This window comes from Paraburkholderia rhizosphaerae, from assembly GCF_004366595.1.
Lineage (GTDB): Bacteria > Pseudomonadota > Gammaproteobacteria > Burkholderiales > Burkholderiaceae > Paraburkholderia > Paraburkholderia rhizosphaerae.
Map to the genome: position 1 here is coordinate 104,873 of NZ_SORE01000009.1, position 24,065 is coordinate 128,937.

The window sequence follows — 24,065 nt, forward strand, 5'->3', positions numbered from 1 at the left end:
CGATACCACGGCGAACTGAACAGCAGGACGGAGCAGCAGCGATGAATACACTGCGGATCGAACGGCTGACGCGCGAAGCTTTCGCGCCGTTCGGCGATGTGATCGAACTGGATGGCGCGCGGCATTATCCGATCAATGGCGGCACGACCGAACGCTTCCACGATCTGGCGCGCGTCGATATCAGCGACGCGGGAGGGCGGCCGCTGATCAACGTGTTTCGCGGGCAGCCGCGCGCATGGCCGATCGAAATCTCGATGATGGAGCGGCATCCGCTCGGTAGCCAGGCGTTCTTGCCTCTGGCCGACGTGCGGTATGCGATCGTGGTCGCGCCCGTGGGCGCACTGGACCCGTCACGTTTGCGCGCGTTCGTTAGCAACGGCTGGCAAGGCGTCAATTACGCGAAGGGTGTGTGGCATCATCCGCTGCTAGCGTTGGACCGCGTCAGCGATTTCATCGTCGTCGATCGTGGCGGAGAAGGGTCGAACTGCGATGAAGAAATGTTGCCCGAGCCGTGGCGTCTCGTGCTGGAGCCGAGCTTCACCTGAATTTTGAATGACCACGCCCGGCGGCTGGCCTGACAAAAAAAGACCCGTCCGATTTTTATCGGACGGGTCTTTTTTCGAGCATCGGGTGCCAGGTTCACCTGCGTTTTCGCGGCCGGCGTCCGCAGTCGGATCAGTGTTTACGATGCGGGCAGTTTTCCTTCGTACATGCGCCATAAAGCGCAAGCGCATGTTCCTGTAGCCGGAAACCGCGCGCCTTTGCGATCGACTGCTGACGGCTCTCGATTTCGGGGTCGAAGAATTCCTCGACCAGACCGCAATCGATGCATACCAGATGATCGTGGTGCGTCCCTTCGTTCAGCTCAAAAACCGCTTTGCCCGATTCGAAATTGCTCCGTGTCAGCAGCCCCGCCTGCTCGAACTGCGTGAGCACGCGATAGACCGTCGCAAGGCCGATATCGAGCTCTTCGTGCAGCAGATTGCGATACACGTCTTCGGCAGTGAGGTGCCGTACCGGGCTGTGCTGGAAGATCTCGAGAATCTTGAGGCGCGGTAGGGTCGCCTTGAGCCCGATATTCTTGAGATCGGTTGGATTGGTCATGGCAAGGGATCCCTAGAGTACAATGCAGGGTTCTAATAGTAATTCGATTTGCCGTTCAGGTCATCTCGAACGAAAACCGCGCGTAAACGGCGCGGTTCAGTGGCGGGTTATTTTGCGGCTTGCTTCCGGCAGCTTACTTGGCGGCACGGGAGGCACGCACGGTGAGGGAAATGATTCCAAAATCTGTAATGTTCTACCGGGGGAGCCGCATGCGGGGTACCTTGATCGCCGTGGCGGCTGTAGCGATGGTTGCCGGGTGTTCCACGTACGATAGCGTTACGCAGAAAATCGCACAGAGCATCACGCCGTACCGCATCACTGTCGTGCAGGGCAATTTCGTGTCGAGGGAAGCCGCTGCGCAGATGCAGGTCGGCATGTCGCGCGCGCAGGTGCGTCAGCTGCTCGGTACGCCGTTGCTCACCGACATGTTCCATGCGGACCGTTGGGATTACCTGTTCTATTTCAAGCGCGGCTCGACGTCGGTGGTCCAGCAGCGCGATTTCATCGTGCACTTCGAGAACGACCGCGTCGCAAGCTGGTCGGGCGGTGAAGATCTGCCGTCGAACCTCGAACTGCTTGCCGATATCGATGGCGACAAGGCGGGCAAGAAGGTCAAGGTCGCGTCAGCGGCGAGCGGCGCAAGCGCGCCGGCGGCCGCAGCTGCTTCCGAAGCGTCTGCGCCGGTGGCTGCCGCTTCGCCGCCACCTTCGACGCCGGACACCGCGCTTTCGCCGACCGGCGAGGCGGCACAGGCCGGCAGCCTGCCACCCGAAGACCCGAATGCACAGGCCGCGCAGGCCGCAAACCGGCTGACGAACGCCGTGCAGGCGCCAGGGAAGAATACGACGCCGTCGGTGCGCGCCGGCAATCCGCAGTCGAACGGTGGCGTGCCGCAGAACGCAACTGCGCCCGGTCAGCCGCAGTTCCACTTCCAACGTCCGCCGCCGCCGCAGATTCAAGGTGTGCCGCAGGACAATCCGGTCGGTCCGGCTGGTCCGCAGAACGGCGATTCGCAAGCTCCCGCACCGGCTCCCGCGCCGGCGCAGTCGCAACCGTCGTCCTGATTTCATCATCGTTAGAGGGAACGGGCGACGCGACGCGGGGTCCGTTTCTTCAGTGCGGCGGGTCGTGAGCGTCGTTGGCGTGCATCGCGCGGCCGCAGCGGCAGCCGTCTGAGCGAAACGGCGTCGACGGTTCTGCCGCATCTCCGCTGTCGGCGTCGCTGTCAGCGTGTATCGTCCATTTTTGCCACGCAGTGGTCGAGTCAGCCATGAAAATTGCCATCGCCGGCGCATCGGGCCGTATGGGCCGGATGCTTGTCGAAACCGTTCTGAACGAACCTGACATGACGCTTTCGGGTGCCCTCGATCGCGCGGGCACGCCGCAACTGGGCGAAGACGCAGGCGCATTTCTCGGCAAACCGACGGGCATCGCGTTGACCGACGATATCGACCGCGTACTCGCGCAGTCCGACTGCCTGATCGACTTTACGCGGCCGGCGGGGACCATCGCGCATGTCGAAGCGGCGCTGCGTCACAACGTGAAGCTGGTGATCGGCACCACGGGCTTCGATGAAGCGCAGAAAGCGCAACTGCACGCCGCGGCAGACAAGATCGGCATCGTGTTTTCGTCGAATATGAGCGTCGGTGTGAACGTGACGCTGAAGCTGCTCGAATTTGCCGCACGCCATTTCGCGCACGGCTACGACATCGAGATTATCGAGGCGCATCATCGTCATAAGGTCGATGCGCCCTCGGGCACCGCGCTGACGATGGGCGAAACGATTGCCAACGCGCTTGGCCGCAAGCTCGACGATTGCGCGGTCTACGGCCGTCATGGCGTAACCGGCGAACGCGATCCGTCGACGATCGGATTTTCCGCGATTCGCGGCGGCGACATCGTCGGCGACCATACGGTGTTGTTCGCCGGTACCGGCGAGCGCATCGAGATCACCCACAAATCGGCGAGCCGGCTGTCGTATGCGCAGGGCGCGCTGCGGGCGGCACGTTTTCTCGCGACGCGTGCGAACGGCCTGTACGAGATGCAGGACGTGCTCGGCTTGCGCTGAGCGGCCGCATTCGCGCGTTCGAGCGTTTTCGAAGTTTCGCGAAGTTTCGAATAGCGAGGTCAGATGGCTAGCACCGGCATCCTCCACTATCTGCAATCCAGTGACGCGATCACGCATGGCGTCGCGTATGTGCTGGCGGCCATGTCGATGGCCAGCTGGTGCTTTCTGATTGTCAAAGGCTGGATGCTCGGGCGAGCGAAGCGGCAAGGCCCGCGTGCAATCGCATTTTTCTGGCAGGCTTCGACGTTATCCGATGGTGTCGCGGCGTTGCGGCGCGTCGATCGCGAGCGCGTGTTCACACCGCTCGCGGAAGCCGCGCTGCGTGTGTCCGAAATCGAAACGCCGGGTGCGATGCTCGCGCGCGTCGAGCGCAGCGAACGCGTGCTGCGCGCGTTGCGCGAAGCGCTCAGCAAGTCGCAGCGGCGGCTCGAATTCGGGCAGGTGCTGCTGGCGTCGGTTGGCAGCACGGCGCCGTTTGTCGGTTTGCTCGGCACCGTGTGGGGCATTTATCACGCGCTAGGCAGTATCGCGGAGAGCGGGCAGGCGATGATCGAAAATGTCGCCGGGCCGGTCGGCGAGGCGCTGATCATGACGGCTTTCGGGCTGGTGGTCGCGATTCCGGCCGTGCTTGCGTACAACGTGCTCGGGCGTCTCGTCCGGCAGCTTTCCGAAGAACTCGACGGCTTTGCTCACGATTTGCATGCCTATGTATGCGCACCGGCTGAACGGCCGCGCGACCTCACTGAGCACGCGAGCCGCAATACCGCCGCGCATCGGTGATGCAGGCGTAACGACGTAACCGCGCAGCGAAGCGGAGAACGACATGGCATTCGGCGGACTCGACAAGCACAAGACAGCCGCGCCGATGGCGGACATCAACATGACGCCGCTGATCGACGTGATGCTCGTATTGCTGGTGATCTTCATCATCACGGCGCCGCTTTTCACGCACGCGATCAAGCTCGATTTGCCGCGGGTGGCGGCGACCGAGGCGCGCGAGACGCCACGGACCGTGACGCTGTCGATCGACGCCACGGGGCAGATCTACTGGGATGACAAGCCGGTCACGCTCGACGAGATGCGCGTGCGCTTCACCGAAGCGGGCAAGCAGAAGGATCAGCCGGAGATCCATCTACGCGCCGAGCGAAGCACACGCTATGAGGTGATCGCGCAGGTGATGGGCGCGGCGCAGCAGGCGGGGCTCGAGCGGATCGGATTTGTGACGCAGCCGCCCGTCGCGGGCCGCGCCGGCAACCCGACGACGGGCGGCGCGGGCACCACGCAGCATTGAAATCGCCACCCGATTCACACTCTTCACTTCGGCCATTCCGGTTCAGTGGCTTGATGCGCGAGCGCACGCGAACGCGTCACCCGCTTGCCGAACACGATCGCCGGCCCGCCAAAGCGTGAGGCGCGCCCGGCTCCGAACGGTATAATCTTCGCTTTCCCCTTAATACAGGGGATCGCCGACATTCCACACCCAGCCGAGCACCCGTCCGGTGCATCAGCACCGACAAGCGACACCACCGAACCATGTACGAAAAATACGTTCCCTCCGACGTCGAACAGGCCGCGCAGGCCCAATGGCGCGCGACCGACGCCTACAAAACGACGGAATCCGCCAGCAAGCCGAAGTTCTACTGCGTGTCGATGTTGCCGTACCCGTCGGGCAAGCTGCACATGGGGCACGTGCGCAACTACACGATCAACGACGTGATGTACCGCTATCTGCGGATGAACGGCTACAACACGCTGATGCCGATGGGCTGGGACGCGTTCGGCATGCCCGCCGAAAACGCCGCGATGGCGAACAACGTGCCGCCGGCAAAGTGGACGTACGACAATATCGCGTACATGAAGGGGCAGATGCAGTCGATGGGTCTCGCGATCGACTGGTCGCGCGAAGTCACCACCTGCAAGCCCGACTACTACAAGTGGAACCAGTGGCTGTTCCTGAAGCTGCTCGAGAAAGGTATCGCGTACAAGAAGACCGGCACGGTGAACTGGGACCCGGTCGATCAGACCGTGCTCGCCAACGAGCAGGTGATCGACGGCCGCGGCTGGCGTTCGGGCGCGGTGGTCGAGAAGCGCGAAATTCCGATGTACTACATGCGCATCACGCAGTATGCGGATGAACTGCTGAGCGACCTCGAAGGCCTTGGCTGGCCCGAGCGCGTGAAGGTGATGCAGCAGAACTGGATCGGCAAGAGCTTCGGCGTGAACTTTGGCTTTCCGTACGAAATCGACGGCGAGAAGAAACTGCTGCGCGTGTTCACCACGCGCGCCGATACGATCATGGGCGTCACGTTCTGCGCGATCGCCGCCGAGCATCCGCTCGCCACGCGGCTCGCGCGGAACAAGCCGGAACTGCTCGCCTTCATCGACGAATGCAAGCACGGCGGCGTCGCCGAAGCGGATATGGCGACGATGGAAAAGAAGGGCATGGCGACCGGCTTTTACGTCACGCATCCGCTCACGCAACAGCAGGTCGAGGTGTGGATCGGCAACTACGTGCTGATGAGCTACGGCGAAGGCGCGGTGATGGGCGTGCCGGCGCACGATGAGCGCGACTTCGCGTTCGTGAAGAAATACGGCATTCCGGTGAAGCAGGTGGTGGCGGTCGAAGGCAAGACGTTCTCGACCGACGCGTGGCAGGAGTGGTACGGCGACAAGGAAAACGGCGTACTGGTCAATAGCGGCAAGTACGACGGCATGACCTCCCAGCAAGCCGTCGATGCAATCGCCGCAGATCTGAAAGCGCTCGGCTATGGTGACAAGCAGGTCACCTATCGCCTGCGCGACTGGGGCATTTCGCGTCAGCGCTACTGGGGCACGCCGATCCCGATCATCCATTGTCCGACCTGCGGCGATGTGCCGGTGCCCGAGCAGGATCTGCCGGTCGTGCTGCCCGAAGACCTCGTGCCGGACGGAACGGGCAACCCGCTCGCGAAGTCCGAAGCGTTCCTGAATTGCACGTGCCCGAAGTGCGGTGGCGCCGCGAAGCGCGAAACCGACACGATGGACACCTTCGTCGATTCCGCGTGGTACTTCTACCGCTACGCGGCGCCGGACGCGAAGACGATGGTCGACGCCCGCACCGACTACTGGATGCCGATGGATCAATACATCGGCGGCATCGAACACGCGATCTTGCACCTGCTGTACTCGCGCTTCTGGGCGAAGGTGTCGCGCGACCTCGGCATCGTCGGGTTCGGCGAACCGGCCAAGAATCTGCTGACACAAGGGATGGTGCTGAACGAGACGTTTTATCGCGAGGACAAGGCCGGCAAGAAAACCTGGTATAACCCGGCCGATGTGGTTGTCACGCATGACGACAAAGGCCGTCCCATCGGCGCGACGCTGAATGCCGACAACCAGCCGGTCGAACTGGGCGGTGTCGAGAAGATGTCGAAATCGAAGAACAATGGCGTTGACCCGCAACTGCTGATCGATCAGTACGGCGCGGACACTGCGCGTCTGTTCACGATGTTCGCGGCCCCGCCGGAGCAGCAACTCGAGTGGTCGGGTGCGGGCGTTGAAGGCGCGAGTCGTTTCCTGCGCCGCTTGTGGGCGTTTGCGCATGCGAACCAGGCGGTGTTGGGTGAGCGCGCGTCGTTCGATGTCGCGCAACTGAACGAATCGGGCAAAGCGCTGCGTCGCGAGGTCCACAGCGTGCTGAAACAGGCCGATTTCGACTATCAGCGTCTGCAATACAACACCGTCGTGTCGGCCTCGATGAAGATGCTCAACGCGATCGAAGGTGCGCGCGACGTGCAACCCGGCGTGCTGCGTGAGACCTACGGCATCTTGCTGCGTGTACTGTATCCGGTCGTGCCGCACGTCACGTTCCAGCTGTGGCAGGAACTCGGGTATGCGGAAGAATCGGGCGCGCTGCTCGATGCACCGTGGCCGAAGGTCGACGAAAAGGCGCTCGAGCAGGCCGAGATCGAACTGGTGCTGCAGGTGAACGGCAAAGTGCGCGGTGCGTTGACGGTTGCGAAAGACGCCGCACGCGAAGCGATCGAACAGGCTGCGCTCGCCCACGAGATGTTCGCGAAGTTCAGCGAAGGGCGGCCGCCGAAGAAGGTGGTCATCGTGCCGGGCCGGCTCGTGAATATCGTCGCGTGATGGCAGTGCGCATGAACGGGAGCGTATGCGTTCGCTGCCTCCCGCCGATCGCCGCGGAACTAACAGCGAACCAGGAGCCAAAGTGACTCGTAGATCGTTTCTGACGCTCGCATTGAGCGTAGCGATGTTGTCTGCCTGCGGCTTCAAGCTGCGCGGCCAGGAAGACTACGCGTTCAAGCGTCTCGCCGTCACCGGGGCGCCGCCGGCGTTTTCCGCGCGCCTGACCCGCATCATCCAGGGCGGTAGCGACACGGTCGTCGTCAATTCGCCGGCGAACGCGGACGCGATACTGCGGGTCACGGAGTCGCTTGGCACCAACGTGCTGACGTTGAATTCGCTCGGGGTTGTCGAGGAATATGCGCTGTTCTACACGATCACGTATTCGCTGGTCGGCAAGGACGGCACGCTGTTGATTCCCAACAGTGTGATCGCGCTGAACCGCGCGATGACCTATAGCGACCAGTTCTCGCAATCGAAGGCGGCCGAGGCCGACATTCTTTTCGCGGACATGCGTAACGACGCGGTCGATCAGCTCTGGCGACGGCTTGCGATCGTGAAATCGCTGCATCCGGAGCCGGGCCAGGGCGTGCCGGCCGTGGTGCCGCGCGCGCCGTTGCCGCCGCCTCCGCTTTGAGGGTGGTTTGCGATGCAACTGCGACTTGATGCGCTTGATTCGCACCTGACGAAAGGCCTCGCCGGTCTTTACGTCGTCTATGGCGACGAGCACCTGCTCGCGCAGGAAGCGTGCGACCGGATTCGCGCGGCGGCGCGCGCGGCCGGCTTTACGGATCGCAATGTGTTCACGGTTGAGCGCGGTTTCGACTGGAGCACGCTGCTTGGCGCGAGTCAGTCGATGTCGCTGTTCGGCGACCGGCAACTGGTCGAACTGCGCATTCCGACCGGCAAGCCCGGTAAGGAAGGCGCGGACGCACTAAAGACGCTCGCGGATGCATCTAACCCGGATGTGCTGACACTTGTCACGCTGCCGCGCCTGGATGCGGCGACGCAAAAGTCGGGCTGGTTCACCGCGCTGGCCGAGGCAGGCGTTGCACTGAAGATCGATCCGGTCGAGCGCGCGCAGTTGCCGAACTGGATCGGTCAACGGCTTGCGTCGCAACAGCAGCGCGTCGTGCCGGGCGACGAAGGACGGCGGGCGCTGCAGTTCATGGCGGAGCGGGTCGAAGGCAACCTGCTCGCCGCGCATCAGGAAATTCAAAAGCTCGGCTTGCTGTATCCGGCTGGCGTGCTGACATTCGAACAGATTCACGACGCAGTGTTAAATGTCGCGCGTTACGACGTATTCAAGCTGAACGAAGCGATGCTCGCGGGCGACGTCGGCCGCTTGTCGCGGATGCTTGACGGCTTGCGCGGCGAAGGCGAGGCCGCGGTGCTGGTGCTGTGGGCGGTGGTCGAGGAAATTCGCACGCTGCTGCGCATCAAACGCGGTGTCGCCGCGGGCAAGCCGCTGGCGATGCTTACGCGCGAGAATCGCGTGTGGGGGCCGCGTGAGCGGCTCATCGGGCCGGCGTTGTCGCGCGTCACCGAGAGCGCGCTGGAGAAGGCACTGGCGCTGGCGGCTCGGCTGGATCGACAGGTGAAGGGGTTATCCGGCGGCACGCCGGGCAACCGCGCGGGAGATCCGCCCCCTGATCCTTGGGCAGGTCTGTTTGAGCTTGCGATGACGGTCGCAGCGCCTCCTCGTGCGGACAAAGCGGGCGCCGCGCCGCGAATGCCCGCTGGCGGCGGGCGACCGTCACCCGCGCCAGCGCACCCGAGGCGCGCGTCGTAACACCGCAGCGACGACGGGCTGTGTCGTGTATGCAGATGCGGTTCGCTCGCGACCTGTCGGATTGGCAACGCGACGCACGCAACGCCTCATCGACTTACAATCGACACCAACATTCGCTAACTGACAGTGGCTGTGCCTGAAGCGGCATCGTCCGACGAGAATCACCATGGATATCGACCAGTACATGACCGACCTCGGCCGCCGCGCGCGCCGCGCTTCGCGCGCGATGGCGCGGGCGTCGACGGCGGCGAAGAACGCGGCGCTCGACGCGGTTGCGCGGGCCATCGAGCGAGACGCGGCGATGCTCAAGGAAGCGAACGCGCGCGATGTCGCGCGCGCTCGCGAAAAGGGACATGACGCGGCGTTCGTCGATCGCCTCACGCTGTCGGACAAGGCGCTGAAAACGATGGTCGAAGGTCTGCGGCAGGTGGCGGCGCTGCCGGATCCGATTGGCGAGATCAGCAATCTGAAGTACCGGCCGAGTGGGATTCAGGTCGGGCAGATGCGGGTGCCGTTGGGCGTGATCGGCATCATCTATGAATCGCGGCCGAATGTGACGATCGACGCAGCTGCGCTGTGTCTGAAATCGGGCAATGCGACGATTTTGCGCGGCGGGTCGGAGGCGCTCGAGTGCAACACGGCGCTCGCGAAACTGATCGGCGAAGGGCTTGATGCGGCGGGTTTGCCGCAGGACGCGGTGCAGGTCGTCGAAACATCGGATCGCGCCGCGGTCGGCAAGCTGATCACGATGACCGGGTATGTCGACGTCATCGTGCCGCGCGGCGGCAAGAGCCTGATCGCGCGTCTGATGGAAGAGGCGCGCGTGCCGATGATCAAGCATCTCGATGGCATCTGTCATGTGTATGTGGATGACCGGGCGGATCTCACGAAGGCGATCAATGTCTGTGATAACGCGAAGACGCATCGCTACGGCACGTGCAATACGATGGAGACGCTGCTGGTCGCGCGCGGCATTGCTGCGAACGTTCTGCCGGAACTCGGCAAGCTCTATCGGCAAAAGGACGTCGAATTGCGCGTGGACGCCGCGGCGCGCGCGGTGCTGCAGGCTGCCGGCGTGGGGCCGCTCGTCGATGCGACCGAAGAGGACTGGCGCACCGAGTACCTTGCGCCCGTGCTGGCGGTGAAGATTGTCGATGGTATCGATGAGGCGATCGAGCACATCAATGCGTACGGATCGGCGCATACCGACGCAATCGTCACCGAAGATCACGATCGCGCGATGCAATTCCTGCGCGAAGTCGATTCGGCCAGCGTGATGGTCAATGCGTCGACGCGTTTCGCGGACGGATTCGAGTTTGGCCTCGGCGCCGAGATCGGAATTTCGAATGACAAGCTTCACGCACGCGGGCCAGTGGGCCTCGAAGGACTGACTTCATTGAAGTATGTCGTGCTGGGTCACGGCGAGGGACGTCAATAAGCGCTGTTCACATCCGAACAAGAAAAGGACTCAGCCGATGCTCTGGATCAAAACGTTTCACATAGTGTTGATTGCTGCGTGGTTCGCCGGCCTGTTCTATTTGCCGCGAATCTTCGTTAATCTCGCGATGGAAACGGAGCCGGCCGCGGTCGCCCGACTGCTGATCATGGCGCGCAAGCTGTTCAGATTCATGTCGTTTATCGCGGTGCCTGCGCTCGCATGTGGACTTTGGTTATGGCTCGCGGTCGGCATTGGACGCGGACAAGGCTGGATTCACGCGAAGCTCGGCGTGGTCGTGTTGCTGATCGTGTACCACGCTTACTGCGGCGTGCTGTTGCGGCGCTTTGAACGAGGTCAGAACCGGCGTTCGCACAAGTGGTATCGGATGTTCAATGAACTGCCGGTGCTGGGCATGCTCGCCGCTGTCGCGCTTGTGGTGATCAAGCCGTTCTGATATCCAGGCTGTTGCTCTTCTGCGTACGTCCTGCCGCTTGAATCGCCGATAGGCGCTGCCACAGCGTGAGCCGCCTTCCGGCGCCAGGCGTTCCGCATCAACTCTTTCTCTCTTCCCCCGCGTCACGCTTTCACGGCAGAGACCGTTTGCGTGCCACCGATGCACTTGCCTGGTAGACGCATCAAAAAAACCTTTCATATGTCTTTCTTTGGCATTTATGCATCGCCCATTGTTGCTTTCCTGCAATAAGGTTTGCTAACGACTTGCCGATTCGGAGTATTCCGATATCAGCTCAACAGTGTCGCAAATAAAGTTCACCTCGCGGTAGATGGGCTAGGTGGATTCTCTCCTTTCCGACTTCTCCTATCCCACCCCCGGCTTCGGTTGATTGATGTAGGACGGCGGTTTTGTAGCTGTTCTGTCCCAAAGCCGGTCTCCAGTTTCGGCTTTCTCTAGTCAACAACGCCGTTCGCATGACGCTGCGGTGGGACATACACCTCTGTGCATCGTCGCTTCGTGAATGGTTAGGTAAACGAACCATATCAATGTTTTTTAGGATCACTTGATGAATAAGACTTATCGATCAGTTTGGAACGAATCCACCGGGACGTGGGTCGCAGCGCAAGAAAATGCGAAGGGGCGGGGAAAGAAGAGTCGTCCCGCTGCCGTTTCGGCAGCGGCGGTTGTCGTTCTGGGTTCGATGGTCTCGGCCGGAAGCGCTGTCGCGGGCTCGCTTGATGGCGGCTCCGCAAAGGGCGCTTCCAGCATTGCCTACGGCGCTGCGCAGACCTATGGTGTGACCGGTTCACAACCTTGGCAGGGAGACACCAGCGCTGTCCGTGCGATCGCGATTGGCAACTCTTACGCGGGGATGTATACAGTCGCGAACGGCATGGACTCGATGGCAATTGGAAATGCTGCGAAGGCCGGCGGGCAGGCTTCAATTGCGTTCGGCATGCAATCGTCGGCGACCGGGTACAACGCTCAGGCCATGGGTACAGGAGCTCAGGCTCTACAGCAGGACGCGTTGGCAATCGGACACAATTCGATGACGACAACGACGCGTTCGGTCGCTATGGGCACCGCAGCTAATGCCACAGGCGCTACCTCGACCGCATTGGGTGCCGCGTCAATCGCTTCGGCGAGCAATAGCGTCGCATTGGGTCAAAAGTCGATCGCCGATCGCGCGAACACGGTGTCGATTGGGGCCGCAGGCAGTGAACGGCAGATCGCGAACATGGCCAAGGGTACGGCGGACACCGACGCGGTGAACGTCGCACAGTTGAAGTCGGCGGGCCTGAACGTGGACGCGGCGGGCAACGTGACGAACTCGTTCGTCTCGTACGACGACGCGGCGCGCGGCAAAGTCACGCTGGCAGGGGGCACGGCCGGCACAACCGTCGCGAACGTGAGAGCGGGCGCGGTCAGCGTGTCGAGCACGGACGCGATCAACGGCTCGCAGCTTTACACGCTCGCTTCGAGCGATGCGAAGGCGCTCGGCGGCGGATCGACGGTGAACGCGGACGGCAGCGTGTCGACGCCCGTATACAGCGTCGGTGGCAAGACCGTCGATGGCGTCGACGGCGCGGTGAACGCGCTCGACGGCCGCATCAACAATGTCGTCACTGACACCGCTCGACAGTTGAAGTACGTCAAATTTGGCGACACCACCGCCATGGACGCGACTGCGTCGGGCACCGATTCCGTCGCGGTCGGCCCTTACGCGCAAGCGACGGGCACCGGCTCGGTCGCCTTTGGAGCGAATGCGCGCGCAACGGCTTCGAATGCGGTCGCGGTCGGATTCGGTTCGTCAGCGTCCGAAGCGGATACCTTCGCGGTCGGCTCGAACACGTCGAAACGCCGGATCGTCAACGTTGCCGATGCAAAAAATGTCAGCGATGCAGTGACATTGGGGCAGATGAATTCGGCGATCGGCGCTGCGATCGTCAATTCCAGCGCGAAAAACAATGGCATGCTCGGCAGCTCGACCCAGCTGCTCGGTGCCACCCAATCGAGCAAGACGCCGGATCAGCTGATCGTGTCGGGCCCGACTACGCTGTCGACGCCCACCGACGCTATCGGTGCGAACGGCATTGCAATCGGTCTGAACACGCACGCTAACGCGGCGAATGCGGTCGCCGCAGGTCAGAACGTCAGCGTGCTGGGTTCGAACGGCGTGGGGGTCGGTCAAAACATCGCGGTCGGCGCGGATTCCGCGGTCGCGATCGGTGTCGGCACGTCGGTCGCTTCCGAAAATTCGGTGGCAATCGGTAGCAACGGTACCGAAGTCAACACCGGTGCGGCCAATGCGGTGTCTATCGGTAGCGGGGTTTCGGTCGGTGGCAACGGCACCGTGGGTATCGGCAGCAATATCATTGCGGCAACCACCAACAGCGTCGTGCTGGGCGCGAACAGCTCCGACGACAACCGCGCGAATACCGTCTCGGTCGGCTCTTCGGCCGTGCCCGGTATGGGCACGAGCGTCGTGCATCGCCAGGTGATCAACGTCGCGGCCGGTACGCTGGACTACGATGCGGTGAACGTATCCCAGTTGAAGGGTGTGACGGCGACGCTCGGAGGCGGCGCGGCCGTCAGCAGCGACGGCACAATCAAAAAGCCGAGCTATCAGGTCGCGGGTGGCACGTATAGCGACGTAGGCGCTGCGCTGGGCGCAGTCGATACGATGGCGAAGACGGGGTTGGCAGACGCCGTCAAATACGACACTTCAAAGCACGACAAGGTGACGCTGGGCGGTGGCACGGCGGGCACGACGCTGACGAACGTCGCGGCAGGCAAAGCCGATCTCGATGCAGTCAATATGGCGCAACTGAAGGCGGCGGGCTTGAACGTGGACACGTCGGGCAACGTGACGAACTCGTTCGTCGCGTACGACGATTCGACGCAGGGCAAGGTGACGCTCGCAGGCGGCACGGCCGGCACGACGGTCACGAATGTGAAGGCGGGTGCAGTTGGCGCGTCCAGCACGGACGCGATCAACGGCTCACAGCTGTACAACGTGGCCAGCACGACGGCGGCGGCGCTCGGCGGAGGCGCCACGGTGAATGCGGACGGCACGGTCAAGAAGCCGAGCTACGACGTCGGCGGCGGTACATACTCGGATGTCGGTTCGGCGCTTGCGGCAGTCGATGCAAAAGCGGCGGCCGGTTCGGTCGACGGCGTGAAATACGACACGTCGGCGCACGACAAGGTGACGTTCGGCGGCACCAGCGGCACCAGGCTGTCGAACGTGATGGCCGGTACGACGGATACCGACGCCGTGAACCTCGCGCAGCTGAAAGCAGCGGGCCTGAACGTGGACACATCGGGCAACGTGACGAACTCGTTCGTCGCATACGACGATTCGACGCAGGGTAAGGTCACTCTCGCAGGCGGCACGGCCGGCACGACCATCACGAATGTGAAGGCAGGCACAATCGGCGCGGCCAGCACGGATGCAATCAACGGCTCGCAGCTGTACGGCGAAGCGAGCAGCGTCGCAAGCGCGCTCGGTGGCGGCGCAACGGTGAATACGGACGGCACGATCAAGGCGCCGTCGTACACGGTCCAGGGCCAGACGAAGACGGATGTCGGCTCGGCGCTCGCGGTGATCGACACGGCAACGACGGGCAATACGACGTCGATCACGAACCTGACGAACAACATCAACAACGGCAAGATCGGTCTGGTGCAGCAGGACGCGACAACCAAAACGATCACGGTCGCGAAGGCAACTGATGGCACGACCGTGGACTTCACCGGCACGGCGGGCGCGCGTCAGCTGAATGGCGTGGCAGCAGGCAAGGCGGACACCGACGCCGTGAACCTCGCGCAGTTGAAGGCCGCAGGCCTGAACGTGGACACGTCGGGCAACGTGACGAACTCGTTCGTCGCATACGACGACGCGGCGCGCGGCAAGGTCACGCTCGCTGGCGGCACGGCCGGCACGACGGTCACGAATGTGAAGGCAGGCGCGGTCGGTGCTTCCAGCACGGACGCAATCAACGGCTCGCAGCTTTACACGCTTGCTTCAAGCGATGCGAAGGCATTCGGCGGCGGATCGACGGTGAACGCGGACGGCAGCGTGTCGATGCCCGAATACAGTGTTGGCGGCAAGACGGTGGATGGCGTTGGCGGCGCAGTGACCGCGCTCGACACGCGCATTACCGACATGACGTCGTCGATGGTTGAGATCGCGCCGAAGCTGAAGTACATCAAGTTCGGCGACACCACCGCACTGGACGCGACGGCAGCGGGCATCGATGCAGTCGCGATCGGCGGCTTCGCGCAAGCAACGGGCGATGGTGCACTTGCAATCGGTGCGAATGCGCGCGCAATGGGAACCAACTCGGTTGCGATCGGTTATGGCTCGTCGACGTCACAAGCGAACACGTTCGCGGTGGGTTCGACGACCGGCAAGCGGCGTATCGTCAACGTGGCGGACGGTGTGAGCATCACCGACGCGGTGACGGTCGGTCAGATGAACACGGCCATCGGTGCGGCAATCTCCAACGCGGGTGTGAAGAACAACGGCATGCTCGGCGCCTCGACGAAGCTGCTCGGCGCGACGTCCAGCAAGACGCCGGACCAGTTGATCGTCGCGGGCCCGACGACGCTGTCGACGCCAACCGACGCGCTCGGCAACAACGGCATCGCGATGGGTCTGAATGCTCACGCGAACGCGGACAACGCAGTCGCGGCGGGTCAAAACGTCAGCGTGCTCGGTTCGAACGGCGTGGCGGTCGGCCAGAACATCGCAGTGGGCGCGGACTCCGCGGTCGCGATCGGTTCCACGGTGTCGGCCGCTTCGATCAACGCGGTCGCGATCGGCAGCAACGGCACCGAAGTGAACACGGGGGCGGACAACGCGGTGGCGATCGGCAGCGGTGTATCGGTCGGCGGCAAGAACACCGTCGGGATCGGTAGCAACATCATCGCGGCCACCGAAGGCAGCGTCGTACTGGGCGCGAACAGCTCGGACGACAACCGCGCGAACACGGTATCGGTCGGTGCTTCGGCTGTGCCGGGCATGGGCACGAGCGTCGTGCATCGTCAGGTCATCAACGTCGCGGACGGCACGCAAGATTACGATGCGATCAACCTTCGCCAGCTGAAGGCGGCGGGCCTGCACGTGGATACGTCGGGCAATGCGACCAACTCGTTCGTTGCGTATGACGATTCGACGAAGGGCACGGTGACGCTGGCAGGTGGCACGGCCGGCACGAGCATCACCAACCTGAAGGCAGGCAGCATTGGTGCGTCCAGCACCGATGCGATCAACGGCTCGCAGCTGTACAACACGGCGAACAGCACGGCGGCTGCGCTGGGCGGCGGTGCGTCGGTGGACGCGAGCGGCAAGGTGGTAAAGCCGAGCTACAACGTCGCGGGCAGCACCTATGGCGATGTCGGTTCGGCACTCGCCGCAGTGGACGCGAAGGCGGCAACGGGTTCGGTCGACGGCGTGAAGTACGACACGTCGGCGCACGATACGGTGACGTTCAGCGGCACCAGCGGCACCAGGCTGTCGAACGTGATGGCCGGTACGACGGATACCGACGCCGTGAATCTCGCGCAGCTGAAAGCAGCGGGCCTGAACGTGGACACATCGGGCAACGTGACGAACTCGTTCGTCGCATACGACGATTCAACGCAGGGCAAGGTGACGCTCGCAGGCGGCACGGCCGGCACGACCATCGCGAATGTGAGGGCGGGTGCACTCAGCTCGACGAGCACGGACGCTGTGAACGGCTCGCAGCTCTATGCAACGAACCAGAACGTTGCGAAGAACACCGGCGACATCACGACACTGAACACGCAGGTGACGACGATCAACGGTGAGCTTGCGGATGCGGTGAAGTACGACGCGTCGACGCACGACAAGGTCACGCTGGCAGGTGGCACGGCGGGTACGACAATCACCAACGTGAAGGCAGGCGGCATCAGCTCGACCAGCACGGACGCGATCAACGGCGCGCAGCTGTACAACACGGCGAACAGTACCGCACAAGCGCTGGGTGGCGGTTCGACAGTCAACGCGGACGGTACGGTCAAGAAGCCGAGCTACAACGTTGCAGGCAGCACGTATGGCGATGTGGGTTCCGCACTCGCGGCAGTTGACGCGAAGGCGGCAACCGGCTCGGTCGATGGCATCAAGTACGACACGTCGGCGCATGACAGCGTAACGTTCAGCGGCGCAAGCGGCACGATTCTGTCGAACGTGAATGCGGGTGTGGCCGACAAGGACGCGGTGAACGTCGCGCAATTGAAGGCGGCTGGCCTGAACATCGATACGTCGGGCGCCGTTACCAATGCGTTCGTGTCGTACGACGATGCGGCGAAGAGCACGGTTACGCTGGGCGGCGCAAGCGGGACGACCATCGCGAACGTGAAGGCTGGCGCGGTGAGCGCCACCAGCAAGGACGCAGTGAACGGTGCGCAGCTGTACAACGTGGCCAATAGCACGGCGAGCGCGCTGGGCGGCGGTTCGACGGTGAATACGGACGGCACGGTCTCGGCCCCGACGTACTCGCTGAACGAAGGCTCGACGAAGGTCCATACGGTTGGCGATGCGATCAGCAATCTTGACGGTCGTGTCACGCAGAACACCAGTGACATTACCAACATCGCGAACACGCTGGTCGACGGTGGCGTGATCGACGGCAAGACCGGCAAGTCGCTCGCCGTGGTGTACGACAGCGCGTCGAAGGACTCGGTGACGTTCGGCGGCAACGGTGCGACCCCGCCGGTGGCGTTGCATAACGTGGCCGCCGGCAAGTTGTCGGCGGACAGCACCGATGCGGTTAACGGTTCGCAGCTGTACGACACGAACAAGCGCATCAGTGAGATCGACTACAACTTCGATCACATCGGCGATGCGGTGATGTACGACACATCGAAGCACGACAGCATCACGCTGGGCGGTATCGCCGGCGGGAAGACCGCGCCGGTTGTCCTGACCAACGTCGCGGACGGCAAGGGCAAGTACGACGCGGTGAACTTCGGTCAGTTGTCGGCGTTGCAAGGTCAGGTGACGAACCTGGACAACCGCGTGACGGTTGTCGAAGGCCAGGTCACCAACATCAGCGGTGGCGGCAGCAACTGGAACAACGACGCGGGTGGCAAGAAGATCACCAACGTCGCTGCAGGCACCGCGGCGACCGACGCAGTCAACGTCGGTCAGTTGAACGACGCAGTTGACAGCGCGCACGACTACACCGATGCGCGCGTAGGCGATCTGCCGACCGGCGTATCCGCGAAGGACTACACCGATCAGCGCATCAACTCGATGCAGTCGCAAGTGAACAGCGTCGCGAAGAATGCGTACGGCGGTATCGCCGCGGCAACCGCGCTGACGATGATTCCGGACGTCGATCAAGGCAAGACGATCGCGGTCGGTGTCGGCACCGGCAACTACAAGGGGTATCAGGCGGTCGCGCTCGGCGCTTCGGCGCGCATCACGCAGAACCTGAAGGTGAAGCTCGGTGCGGGTATGGCGCCTGGCAACGGCACCACCGTGGGTGCGGGTGCTTCGTACCAGTGGTAAGCGACAAGCAGCGGACAAGCGGCGCGGCATGCGCCGCTTGTCCGCGGGTTGCAAGTCCCACGTAGGTGTTTCTCGCAGCAGTTCCAACGGGTTCCTTCGGGAGCCCGTTTTTTATCGCGTAGCCGCACCCGGCGTTGCGGCTCGTTCGCTCGCCGCAGCTCGATGCGTGCGGCAAGTGCTTTTACTCCTCCGGCCCGATCCGCCGGCGGGCAATCAGTCCTTTCGCGCCGGCGAGCTTCTCCGCCAGTTCGGGCCCGCGCTGCAGCGCGACACCCACCGCCAGAATGTCGCCGATCGCGAGATGCGACGTGCGCGATGTCATCGGCGAAAAAATATCGGTATCTTCATCGACGTTCGCAAAAAGCCCGATGGTCGCAATCCGCGCGAGCGGCGAATTGCCGTGCGTGACCGCGATCACCTTCGCGCCGGCCGCGAGCGCCGACTTTGCCGCATCGACGATGTCGCGCGTGCGTCCCGTATTTGAAATGGCGACCACCACATCGCCCTTGCCGAGCAGCGCCGCCGACATCAGAAACGTATGCGGGTCGGAATACGCGACACTTGGCATGCCGAGCCGAAAAAACTTGTGCTGCATATCCAGCGCGGCGACACCCGAGCCGCCCGCGCCGTAGAACTCGATCCGGCGTGCATGCGCTAGCAGCCCGATTGCCGCGGCCACGCTGTCCGTCGACAGGTTGTTGCGCACCTGGATCAGCGCGCCGATGGTCCGGTCCAGCACCTTCGCAGCGACCCCGGGCGCTGGTTCATCCGGCCGAACGTCACGATAGACGGCAGGCACGTCCGCTGCAATGCCTTGCGCGAGGCGGATCTTGAATTCGCGGAAGCCTGAAAACCCGAGTGCGTGACAGAAACGCGCAATGGTCGGCTGGCTCACGCCCGCGCGCGCCGCGACTTCGGTCATCGACAGGTCCAGTACCTCGCGCGGCGCCTCGATCACGTAGTCGGCGAGCTTGCGTTCGGACGGGCGAAGCTGGTCACGCATGGCTTCCACTTGGGACAACATCATCGGAGAACTCGCACTATGCTGAAGAAACGGGTGGACTATAGCTGATCGAAAGAATAGGTACAAAAACTACATAACGCCGTATAGGTGAATACCCTGATGTCATCGTGTTTTGCTGAAACCCCGCAACGACGCGGCTTATGAGGCGTTTCACTGAATCTCGAATTTAGCGCGACTCACGTTGATTCGGTGTAGTTTTTCTACTAAACTCGGTGTGCACGGCCTGAGAGCCGTCCCCGCGATACCACCGCATCCGGCGCGCGTTCAAGCGCATCCGCCAGCCAGCGACGAAGGAGCATCGATGGTTTCCCCGCATTCGCAACTGATGAAGGTCACGCGTCGCGTGATCGAGCGCAGCAAACCGACCCGCGCCGCGTACCTCGCGCGCATCGAAAAGGCGCAGGGCCATTTCCCGGCGCGCGGCACGCTGTCCTGCGCGAACCTCGCGCACGGCTTTGCCGGACTCGAAGGTAACGATAAGCTCGCGATCAAGACGATCGGCCAGCCGAACATCGGCATTGTGTCCTCGTACAACGAGATGCTGTCCGCGCATGCGCCATACAAGACATTCCCCGACATCATCAAAGCCGCCGCGCGCGAAAACGGTGGTGTCGCGCAATTCGCGGGTGGCGTGCCGGCAATGTGCGACGGCATCACCCAGGGCAACGCGGGGATGGAACTGTCGCTGTTCTCGCGTGAGGTGATCGCGATGAGCACGGCCGTCGCGCTCACGCACAACATGTTCGACGCGGCACTGTGCCTTGGTGTGTGCGACAAGATCGTGCCCGGCCTGATGATCGGCGCCCTGCAATTCGGCCATCTGCCGACTATCTTCGTGCCCGCAGGCCCGATGACGAGCGGCCTGTCGAACGACGATAAAGCGAAGATTCGCCAGCAATTCGCGACCGGCGGATGCGATCGCGGCGCGCTGCTCGAAGCAGAAGCCGCCGCGTATCACGGCCACGGCACCTGCACGTTCTACGGCACCGCGAACAGCAATCAGATGTTGATGGAAGTGATGGGCATGCATCTGCCGGGCTCGGCGTTCGTGCATCCGCACACGCCACTGCGCGATGCGCTCACCGCGCAGGCCGCGCGCCGCGTGCTCGATCTGACGGCCGACCGCGGCAACTATATGCCGATTGGTCATGTAGTCGACGAGAAGGCGGTCGTGAACGGAATCGTCGCGTTGCTCGCGACTGGCGGCTCGACCAACCATACGTTGCATCTGGTCGCGATTGCGCGCGCCGCTGGCGTGATCATCGATTGGGATGATTTCGATGCGCTGTCGCAAGCGGTGCCGCTGCTCGCGAAGGTCTACCCGAATGGCAAGGCCGACGTGAACCACTTTCATGCAGCCGGCGGCGTCGCATTGCTGGTTCGCAATCTGCTTGAAGGCGGCCTGTTGCACGACGATGTGAACACGGTTGCCGGCAAAGGCCTCGCGCACTACACGCAGGAGCCCAAGCTGATCGACGGCCAGTTGACGTGGGTGCCGGGTGCAGCTGAAAGTCACGACACGAAGGTGTTGCGCGACATCAAGGAGCCATTCCAGCCGGATGGCGGGCTGCGCCTGGTGCAAGGCAAGCTGGGTCGCGGCGTGATCAAGATCTCTGCTGTGGCGCACGAGCATCGTGCGGTGAAGGCGCCGGCTATCGTGTTCGATTCGCAGGAAGCGGTACAGGAAGCCTTTGACAACGGCGAGCTCAAGCGCGATTTCATCGCGGTGGTGCGGTTCCAGGGCGCGCGCGCAAACGGCATGCCTGAGCTGCATCGTTTGACGCCGCTTCTGGGCGTGCTGCAGGATCAGGGTTTCCATGTCGCGCTGGTCACCGACGGACGGATGTCCGGCGCATCGGGCAAGGTGCCCGCAGTGATTCACGTGTCGCCCGAAGCGGTGTTGCAAGGCCCGCTCGGCAAGGTGCGCACCGGCGATACGATTGTGATCGACGCGCAAGCCGGCGTGCTCGACATCGAGATCGATGAAGCGCAATGGGCGGCACGGCCGCTCGCCGAATGCCACCATCAGGCGGAGAACGAAGTGGGGTTTGGTCGCGAACTGTTCGGCGTATTCCGTGCGTCGGCGGCGCCGGCGGAGCTGGGTGCGTCCGTGTTCGGTCCGCTGGTCGGTGAGACGGGCTACGACGAAGGGTCGAGCGAGCATGCGAGCGCGAAGCATGCGGCTCGCTCATCGAAGCATGCCGCGGCGAACACTGCACACGCGCAACCCGCCCACGCAATGCACAAGTAAGGAGTGTGACCATGACGGCAAAGAAAGTAAGCGATATTGTGCGGCTCGGTCCGGTGATTCCGGTGCTCGCATTCGATTCGGTTGAGCAAGGCGAACAGGTGTCGCGCGCACTGCACGCTGGCGGCGTGAAAGTGCTCGAGATCACGCTGCGCACCGAGTCCGGCCTGAAGGCGATCGAGCGTGCGAGCCAGCTGGCCGAAGACATCGTCGTCGGCGTCGGCACGATTACGAAACCCGAGCAATGTGCGCTCGCGAAGAAGGCGGGTGCGCAGTTCGGCGTGTCGCCCGGCCTGACAAAAGAAATGCATAAGGCGGCACAGGATGCGGGCCTGCCGTTGCTGCCCGGCGTGATGACGCCGACGGATATCATCGTCGCGCTTGAACTCGGCTATGAGATCGTGAAGTTCTTCCCCGCGCAGCAAGCGGGCGGTGTGCCGATGTTGCAGGCGTTCCAGGGACCGTTCCCTTCGCTGAAGTTCTGTCCGACCGGAGGCATCACCGCCGAGTCCGCGCCGAATTTTCTCGCGCTGCCGAACGTCGTTTGCGTCGGTGGTTCGTGGCTCACGCCGAAGTCTGCGCTCGCTGCGCAGAACTGGGACGAGGTCACGCGCCTCGCGCGCGCGGCCAGTGCGCTTGCCGCACATTGAACCGATGCGCTTTAACGGCTGATTCATCGCAACGCCCAGATCCAGCATAACGGAGCCTCGCCATTGCAGCCACATGGCTGCGAACGCGAGGCTTTTTTGTTATAGATGTTCCGGCGAACGGCGGCGCACGGCTTGCGTTGCGAACGGCTCGCTCGGCCACGGCTCAAACCGTCACGTAGTTAAACTTCGCGTCCTGGTACGCGACGTGCAGCTGGACTCTGCATTCGAAACTAATAACGCAACGGAGGGGCTTCATGGAGGCTGTGCACGGCAGCATGCTGCTGGTCTACGCGGTGATCGCGATCGCGGTGCTGATCCTGATGATCACGCGCTTCAAGGTCTACCCGTTCCTTGTCCTGCTGATCGTTTCGCTGCTGCTGGGGCTCGCGGTCGGTATGCCGATCGGGTCGATCGTCAAATCGTTCGAAACGGGCAACGGCAATACGCTTGGCCATATTGCGATCGTCGTCGGTCTGGGCACGATGCTCGGCAAGATGATGGCCGAATCGGGCGGCGCCGAGCGGGTCGCGACCACACTGATTCGCTGGTTCGGCGAAAAGAACATTCACTGGGCGATGATGTTCGTCGCGATCATCGTCGGGTTGCCGGTGTTTTTCGAAGTGGGCTTCGTGCTGCTGATTCCGATTGCGTTCAACGTTGCGAAGCGCACCGGCAAGTCATTGCTGCTAGTCGGGTTGCCGATGGTCGCGGGTTTGTCGGTCGTGCATGGGCTGATTCCGCCGCACCCGGCTGCGTTGCTCGCGGTGCAGGCGTATCACGCGGATATCGGCAGGACGATTGTGTACGGGTTAATCATCGGCGTGCCGACCGCCATCGTCGCCGGGCCGTTATTCGCGCTGCTGATTCATCGCTATATCGCGTTGCCCGAGAACAATCCGCTTGCCGCGCAATTCGTCGCTTCCGACGAGCATCAGCAAAAGCGCGATCTACCGAGCTTCGGTGTCACCCTTTTTACGATTCTGCTGCCGGTCATTTTGATGTTGATCGGTAGCTGGGCCGATCTCGTATCCGAGCCGAAGACGCTCCCGAACGACCTGTTGCATTTCATCGGCAACACCGACGTCGCGCTGCTGATTGCGGTGCTCGTCAGCTTCTGGACGTTCGGCGCGCAGCGCGGGTTCAATCGCGAACAGATTCAGAAGTTTTGCGGCGACTGTCTCGCGCCGATCGCGGGCATTACGCTGATTGTCGGCGCGGGTGGCGGCTTCGGTCGCGTATTGATGGATAGCGGCATTTCGAAGCAGATCGTCGAGACCGCGACGTCCGCGCATCTTTCACCGCTGCTGCTGGGCTGGAGCGTCGCCGCGCTAATTCGGCTCGCGACCGGCTCGGCGACGGTCGCGATGACGACGGCGTGTGGAATTGTCGCGCCGATTGCATCGGCGGGCGCGGTGGCGGTGAAGCCGGAATTGCTCGTGCTGGCGACGGGCACAGGCTCGCTGATTTTCTCGCACGTGAATGACGGCGGCTTCTGGCTGATCAAGGAATACTTCGGGATGACGGTGGGTCAAACGTTCAAGACGTGGTCGCTGTGCGAGACCATCATTTCGTTGCTGGGTTTGGGACTGACCTTTGCATTGGCGGCGGTGCTGTAAGGAGTA

At 62.9% G+C, this 24,065-nt stretch carries 16 protein-coding genes and 1 pseudogene; 15 read left to right on the top strand and 2 right to left on the bottom strand.

Annotated elements, in window-relative coordinates; genetic code table 11:
• The first annotated feature begins 41 nt into the window (after positions 1-41).
• The gene (locus BX592_RS13785) at positions 42-545 is read left to right on the top strand and encodes an ureidoglycolate lyase (protein WP_134192344.1); all 504 of its coding nucleotides are present in this window, start codon (positions 42-44) and stop codon (positions 543-545) included.
• A gap of 130 nt (positions 546-675) precedes the next feature.
• On the opposite strand, the gene fur is transcribed toward BX592_RS13785, so the two are convergent.
• Entirely contained in the window at positions 676-1,104 is a 429-nt protein-coding gene (fur, locus tag BX592_RS13790) for a ferric iron uptake transcriptional regulator (protein WP_134192345.1), read from the bottom strand.
• 209 nt (positions 1,105-1,313) lie between these two features.
• Between fur and BX592_RS13795 the strand changes: the two genes are divergently transcribed.
• From BX592_RS13795 to BX592_RS13840, 11 genes and pseudogenes are all read left to right on the top strand, one after another.
• On the top strand, positions 1,314-2,168 hold the full coding sequence (locus tag BX592_RS13795) for an outer membrane protein assembly factor BamE (protein WP_134192346.1): 855 nt from the start codon (positions 1,314-1,316) through the stop codon (positions 2,166-2,168).
• 206 nt (positions 2,169-2,374) lie between these two features.
• Positions 2,375-3,172: a 4-hydroxy-tetrahydrodipicolinate reductase gene (gene dapB, locus BX592_RS13800; RefSeq protein WP_134192347.1), complete on the top strand. Its 798-nt coding sequence runs from the start codon at positions 2,375-2,377 to the stop codon at positions 3,170-3,172.
• Between the two features lie 63 nt (positions 3,173-3,235).
• Positions 3,236-3,952 (top strand): MotA/TolQ/ExbB proton channel family protein, encoded by a 717-nt coding sequence (locus BX592_RS13805; RefSeq protein WP_134192348.1) that lies wholly within the window; start codon positions 3,236-3,238, stop codon positions 3,950-3,952.
• A 43-nt stretch (positions 3,953-3,995) separates the two neighbouring features.
• A complete protein-coding gene (locus tag BX592_RS13810) occupies positions 3,996-4,463 on the top strand; it encodes an ExbD/TolR family protein (protein WP_134192349.1) in 468 nt (155 codons plus the stop codon).
• Between the two features lie 242 nt (positions 4,464-4,705).
• Complete coding sequence (gene leuS / locus BX592_RS13815) at positions 4,706-7,300, top strand: leucine--tRNA ligase (RefSeq protein WP_134192350.1); 2,595 nt, start codon at positions 4,706-4,708, stop codon at positions 7,298-7,300.
• A gap of 82 nt (positions 7,301-7,382) precedes the next feature.
• On the top strand, positions 7,383-7,934 hold the full coding sequence (locus BX592_RS13820) for an LPS-assembly lipoprotein LptE (protein WP_134192351.1): 552 nt from the start codon (positions 7,383-7,385) through the stop codon (positions 7,932-7,934).
• 12 nt (positions 7,935-7,946) lie between these two features.
• A complete protein-coding gene (gene holA / locus BX592_RS13825) occupies positions 7,947-9,089 on the top strand; it encodes a DNA polymerase III subunit delta (protein WP_134192352.1) in 1,143 nt (380 codons plus the stop codon).
• Between the two features lie 166 nt (positions 9,090-9,255).
• Positions 9,256-10,527 carry a glutamate-5-semialdehyde dehydrogenase gene (locus tag BX592_RS13830; protein WP_134192353.1) on the top strand — a complete coding sequence of 424 codons (1,272 nt, stop codon included), beginning with the start codon at positions 9,256-9,258 and terminating at the stop codon, positions 10,525-10,527.
• Between the two features lie 37 nt (positions 10,528-10,564).
• Complete coding sequence (locus tag BX592_RS13835) at positions 10,565-10,981, top strand: CopD family protein (protein ID WP_134192354.1); 417 nt, start codon at positions 10,565-10,567, stop codon at positions 10,979-10,981.
• 565 nt (positions 10,982-11,546) lie between these two features.
• Positions 11,547-11,666: pseudogene (locus BX592_RS35360) on the top strand (ESPR domain-containing protein); the annotation flags it as partial.
• A gap of 186 nt (positions 11,667-11,852) precedes the next feature.
• The gene (locus BX592_RS13840) at positions 11,853-18,521 is read left to right on the top strand and encodes a YadA-like family protein (protein WP_481859741.1); all 6,669 of its coding nucleotides are present in this window, start codon (positions 11,853-11,855) and stop codon (positions 18,519-18,521) included.
• Between the two features lie 181 nt (positions 18,522-18,702).
• On the opposite strand, the gene BX592_RS13845 is transcribed toward BX592_RS13840, so the two are convergent.
• The gene (locus BX592_RS13845) at positions 18,703-19,548 is read right to left on the bottom strand and encodes a MurR/RpiR family transcriptional regulator (RefSeq protein WP_134192356.1); all 846 of its coding nucleotides are present in this window, start codon (positions 19,546-19,548) and stop codon (positions 18,703-18,705) included.
• A 298-nt stretch (positions 19,549-19,846) separates the two neighbouring features.
• Between BX592_RS13845 and edd the strand changes: the two genes are divergently transcribed.
• The 3 genes from edd to BX592_RS13860 all read left to right on the top strand — a co-directional run bounded on the left by edd (position 19,847) and on the right by BX592_RS13860 (position 24,059).
• The gene (gene edd / locus BX592_RS13850) at positions 19,847-21,796 is read left to right on the top strand and encodes a phosphogluconate dehydratase (RefSeq protein ID WP_134192357.1); all 1,950 of its coding nucleotides are present in this window, start codon (positions 19,847-19,849) and stop codon (positions 21,794-21,796) included.
• An 11-nt stretch (positions 21,797-21,807) separates the two neighbouring features.
• Positions 21,808-22,443 (top strand): bifunctional 4-hydroxy-2-oxoglutarate aldolase/2-dehydro-3-deoxy-phosphogluconate aldolase, encoded by a 636-nt coding sequence (eda, locus tag BX592_RS13855; RefSeq protein ID WP_134192358.1) that lies wholly within the window; start codon positions 21,808-21,810, stop codon positions 22,441-22,443.
• A gap of 254 nt (positions 22,444-22,697) precedes the next feature.
• Positions 22,698-24,059 carry a GntP family permease gene (locus tag BX592_RS13860; RefSeq protein ID WP_134192359.1) on the top strand — a complete coding sequence of 454 codons (1,362 nt, stop codon included), beginning with the start codon at positions 22,698-22,700 and terminating at the stop codon, positions 24,057-24,059.
• Positions 24,060-24,065 lie beyond the last annotated feature (6 nt).

What these genes read in the sequence shown, in the direction of transcription:
- BX592_RS13795 (WP_134192346.1), top strand. Translation starts at nt 1,314, where the DNA reads ATGCGGGGTACCTTGATCGCCGTGGCGGCTGTAGCGATGGTTGCCGGG.
- BX592_RS13835 (WP_134192354.1), top strand. Translation starts at nt 10,565, where the DNA reads ATGCTCTGGATCAAAACGTTTCACATAGTGTTGATTGCTGCGTGGTTC.
- holA (WP_134192352.1), top strand. Translation starts at nt 7,947, where the DNA reads ATGCAACTGCGACTTGATGCGCTTGATTCGCACCTGACGAAAGGCCTC.
- BX592_RS13840 (WP_481859741.1), top strand. Translation starts at nt 11,853, where the DNA reads ATGTATACAGTCGCGAACGGCATGGACTCGATGGCAATTGGAAATGCT.
- BX592_RS13860 (WP_134192359.1), top strand. Translation starts at nt 22,698, where the DNA reads ATGGAGGCTGTGCACGGCAGCATGCTGCTGGTCTACGCGGTGATCGCG.
- fur (WP_134192345.1), bottom strand. Translation starts at nt 1,104, where the DNA reads ATGACCAATCCAACCGATCTCAAGAATATCGGGCTCAAGGCGACCCTA.
- BX592_RS13810 (WP_134192349.1), top strand. Translation starts at nt 3,996, where the DNA reads ATGGCATTCGGCGGACTCGACAAGCACAAGACAGCCGCGCCGATGGCG.
- leuS (WP_134192350.1), top strand. Translation starts at nt 4,706, where the DNA reads ATGTACGAAAAATACGTTCCCTCCGACGTCGAACAGGCCGCGCAGGCC.
- BX592_RS13830 (WP_134192353.1), top strand. Translation starts at nt 9,256, where the DNA reads ATGGATATCGACCAGTACATGACCGACCTCGGCCGCCGCGCGCGCCGC.
- BX592_RS13845 (WP_134192356.1), bottom strand. Translation starts at nt 19,548, where the DNA reads ATGATGTTGTCCCAAGTGGAAGCCATGCGTGACCAGCTTCGCCCGTCC.
- eda (WP_134192358.1), top strand. Translation starts at nt 21,808, where the DNA reads ATGACGGCAAAGAAAGTAAGCGATATTGTGCGGCTCGGTCCGGTGATT.
- BX592_RS13805 (WP_134192348.1), top strand. Translation starts at nt 3,236, where the DNA reads ATGGCTAGCACCGGCATCCTCCACTATCTGCAATCCAGTGACGCGATC.
- dapB (WP_134192347.1), top strand. Translation starts at nt 2,375, where the DNA reads ATGAAAATTGCCATCGCCGGCGCATCGGGCCGTATGGGCCGGATGCTT.
- edd (WP_134192357.1), top strand. Translation starts at nt 19,847, where the DNA reads ATGGTTTCCCCGCATTCGCAACTGATGAAGGTCACGCGTCGCGTGATC.
- BX592_RS13785 (WP_134192344.1), top strand. Translation starts at nt 42, where the DNA reads ATGAATACACTGCGGATCGAACGGCTGACGCGCGAAGCTTTCGCGCCG.